Source organism: Streptomyces phaeochromogenes, from assembly GCF_001418655.1.
GTDB classification, from domain to species: domain Bacteria; phylum Actinomycetota; class Actinomycetes; order Streptomycetales; family Streptomycetaceae; genus Streptomyces; species Streptomyces phaeochromogenes.
The window spans coordinates 1-3,668 of the sequence record NZ_LIQZ01000633.1 but is presented as its reverse complement, the minus strand read 5'-3'; the positions used below and the strand labels follow the sequence as shown (position 1 = coordinate 3,668).

Below are 3,668 nucleotides of genomic sequence, written 5' to 3'. Positions count from 1 at the left end.
TTCTACTGGTTCCGACTCCGCGCGGATGCTCCCCACACCAAACAGCGATTGATGGTGTGCGCCTGAAAGGACGGGTCGCCATGCGCAAGGTCGTATCACCCCGCCCCAGCAGTCACAGTCCGGCTCTTCTGCTGACGTCTCTCGCAGGACTGCTGCGGACGTGGTTGCCGGAGCAGCGCTGGTTCGCGGGCAAGGGCCGACGGGTCACGGAGCTGGCGCTGCTGTCGGCGACCGAGCTGCATCCGGGATGCCTGCATCTCCTGGTCAGTACGCGGCACGACACCGCCGCTCATCTACCCGGGGACTGCTACCAGTTGCTTCTCGGTGTCCGGGAGGTCCTGCCACCACGGCTGGCCCACACCCGTATCGGCCGGGCGAGCGAGGGGCCGCTGGCCGGAATGATGGTGTACGACGCCCTTCAGGAGCCCCGGTCGGCGGACCTGCTCCTGGAGCGGCTGCGCACTCCGGGCACGGTGGGCCCGCTGCGGTTCGAGCGCGAGGCGCATGTGTCGATCCCCGCCGGTCTCACTCCGCGTCTCCTCGACGCGGAGCAGTCCAACTCCTCGCTGGTGTACGGGGACTCGTACATCCTCAAGATCTTCCGGCGCGTCCAGCCCGGCATCAACCCGGACCTCGAAGTGCCCTGGGCGCTGGCCCGGCAGGGCTGCACCCGCGTACCCGCACCGGTGGCGTGGATCCGGACCTCGCAGCCGCAGGAGGCGACGCTCGGAGTGCTGCAGCCGTTCCTGCGCGATGCCGACGACGGGTGGACCCTGGCACTCGAATCGCTCGCCGCAGGACGGGACTTCACCGACGAGGCCTACGAGCTGGGCAAGGCGACGGCCGAGGTGCATCTCGCACTGGCCGGTGCGTTCGCCCTCGGCGTCCCGGTCGGACGCCGGAGCAGACGGCTCGCGGCCTCGATGAACGAGCGGCTGGACGCCACGAGCCGCTCTGTGCCGGACCTCCTGCCGTACGTGGACGGGCTGCGGGGTGCCTTCGACGCGCTCGCCGCCCTCGACTCGGGCCGTCCGGTGCAGCGGATCCACGGTGATCTCCACCTCGGTCAGGTGCTGCGGGCCGGGAAGCGGTGGTTCGTCATCGACTTCGAGGGCGAGCCGGCCCGCCCGATCGCCGAGCGACGGCACCCGCAGCCTCCCGTACGCGATGTCGCGGGCATGCTCCGCTCCTTCGACTACGCCGCCCGCAGCCGTCGCCCGTGGCGTCCCGAGTGGGCGCGGCGCTGCCGGGACGCGTACTGCGCGGGGTACGCCGCCCAGGCACGCTGGGACCCGCGCGCGGAGCCCGAGTTGCTGCGCGCGTACGAGACGGACCGGGCCGTGTACGAGGTGCTGTACGAGGCCCGGCACCGGCCCGACTGGCTGCCCGTACCGATGGCGGCGATCGCCCGCCTCGCCGAGCTCGCCCCCGCATCCTCCGGCCCTGGTTCGCAGAAGCCGGTCCCGTCCTTCCACAGTGCTCAAGGAGGCTGAACCCGTGGCCCGCAACATCACCGCAGCCGTGACTCTTCCGGTGCCCGAGGACGTCCGGCCCGCAGTGCGGCCGCCGGCGGTTCCCATGGACGCGACGGATCGGGAGCGTCTGTTGTCGGGCGCCCATCACGATCCGCATGCGCTGCTGGGGGCGCATCCCGCACCGGAGGGGGTCGTCTTCCGCGCGTTGCGGCCCTTCGCCACGGCCGTGGCCGTGTTGTCGGCGGACGGGCGGCGTACGGAGCTGGCAAGCGAGGGCGACGGGCTCTTCTCGGGTGTTCTGCCGTGTGCACTGCCGCTCGAATCGATTCCCGAGTACACCCTGCTGGTGAGGTACGAGGGTGGCGGCGAGGTGGCGGTGCAGGATCCGTACCGGTTCATGCCCTCGCTCGGCGAGTTCGATCTGCATCTGTTCGGCGAGGGGCGCCACGAACAGCTGTGGAAGGCACTCGGTGCCGAACCGATGGCCCACCAGGGCGTGGCCGGCACCCGTTTCACCGTCTGGGCACCCAACGCGCGGGGCGTCCGGGTGGCCGGGGACTTCAGCCACTGGGACGGGACCGCGTTCCCGATGCGGTCCCTGGGCTCGTCCGGCGTGTGGGAACTGTTCCTGCCGGGCATCGGCGAGGGCGCGCGGTACAAGTTCGAGATCACCTCACGACACGGCCACCGGTTCCTCAAGGCCGACCCGATGGCACGCCGGACCGAGGTGCCGCCCGCGACGGCGTCGATCGTGACGGCGTCCCACCACGAGTGGGGCGACCAGGAGTGGCTGGCGCACCGCGGGGACATCGCCGTGCACGAGGCGCCGTTCTCCGTGTACGAGGTCCATCTGCCGTCCTGGCGCCCCGGACTGACGTACCGTCAACTGGCGGACGAACTCCCGGAGTACGTCACGGACCTGGGCTTCACCCATGTTCAGCTGATGCCGGTGGCGGAGCACCCCTTCGGCGGTTCATGGGGCTATCAGGTCACTGGTTTCTACGCACCGACCTCCAGGCTCGGCACGCCGGACGACTTCAAGTACCTCGTCGACGCGCTGCACCGGGCCGGGATCGGCGTGATCATGGACTGGGTGGCCGCCCACTTCCCGAAGGACGACTGGGCGCTGGCCCGCTTCGACGGGGAGCCGCTGTACGAGCCGGGCGACTCGCGCCGTGCCGAGCATCCCGACTGGGGGACCTACGAGTTCGACTACGGTCGCACCGAGGTGCGCAACTTCCTCGTCGCCAACGCGGTGTACTGGTGCGAGGAGTTCCACATCGACGGCCTGCGGGTCGACGCGGTGGCTTCCATGCTCTATCTGGACTACTCGCGCGAGCCCGGGCAGTGGGCGCCCAACCTCCATGGCGGGCGGGAGGATCTCGCCGCGGTCGCGTTCCTCCAGGAGATGAACGCGACGGTGTATCGGCGGGTGCCGGGTGTCATGACCATCGCCGAGGAGTCGACCGCCTGGGAGGGGGTGACCCGTCCCACCGACAGTGGCGGTCTGGGATTCGGTCTGAAGTGGAACATGGGCTGGATGCACGATTCGCTCGAGTACATCGCGCACGAGCCGGTGCACCGCAAGTACCACCACAACGAGATGACGTTCTCGATGGTGTACGCGTACAGCGAGAACTACGTCCTGCCGATCTCCCACGACGAAGTCGTCCACGGCAAGCAGTCGTTGGTGTCCAAGATGCCGGGCGACTGGTGGCAGCAGAGGGCCACGCACCGGGCGTACCTGGGCTTCATGTGGGCGCATCCCGGCAAGCAACTCCTCTTCATGGGGCAGGAGTTCGCGCAGGGCACCGAGTGGTCCGAGGCGCACGGGCCCGACTGGTGGCTCCTCGATCCGTCGTACGGGGCCGCCGCCGACCACCAGGGTGTGCGGGACCTCGTCCGGGAGCTCAACTCCGTCTACCGGACGACCGGTGCGCTCTGGGAGCGGGACTGCGACCCCTCCGGGTTCGCCTGGGTGGCCGGGGGTGCGGCGGAGGACAACGTCTTCGCGTTCCTGCGGTTCGACGCGGGCGGCTCGCCGTTGCTCGCCGTGTCCAACTTCTCGCCTGTGGTGCGGCACGAGTACCGGCTCGGTGTTCCGGATGACGTGCCCGCCTGGGGGGAGGTGCTGAATACCGATGCCGTGTCCTTCGGGGGCAGCGGGGTGACGGGGCCCGGCCCCGTCAAGGC

2 protein-coding genes are annotated in these 3,668 nt (G+C 70.0%); both read left to right on the top strand.

The window, feature by feature from the left end; genetic code table 11:
* The first annotated feature begins 80 nt into the window (after nt 1-80).
* The gene (locus AOK17_RS46960; protein WP_055618745.1) at nt 81-1,493 is read left to right on the top strand and encodes a maltokinase N-terminal cap-like domain-containing protein; all 1,413 of its coding nucleotides are present in this window, start codon (nt 81-83) and stop codon (nt 1,491-1,493) included.
* Between the two features lie 85 nt (nt 1,494-1,578).
* Nucleotides 1,579-3,668, top strand: a 2,090-nt coding sequence (glgB, locus tag AOK17_RS46955; RefSeq protein ID WP_079053691.1) for a 1,4-alpha-glucan branching enzyme, incomplete at its 3' end; no start/stop codon positions are given.

Coding starts and splice junctions, on each gene's coding strand:
- AOK17_RS46960 (WP_055618745.1), top strand. CDS start 81: ATGCGCAAGGTCGTATCACCCCGCCCCAGCAGTCACAGTCCGGCTCTT.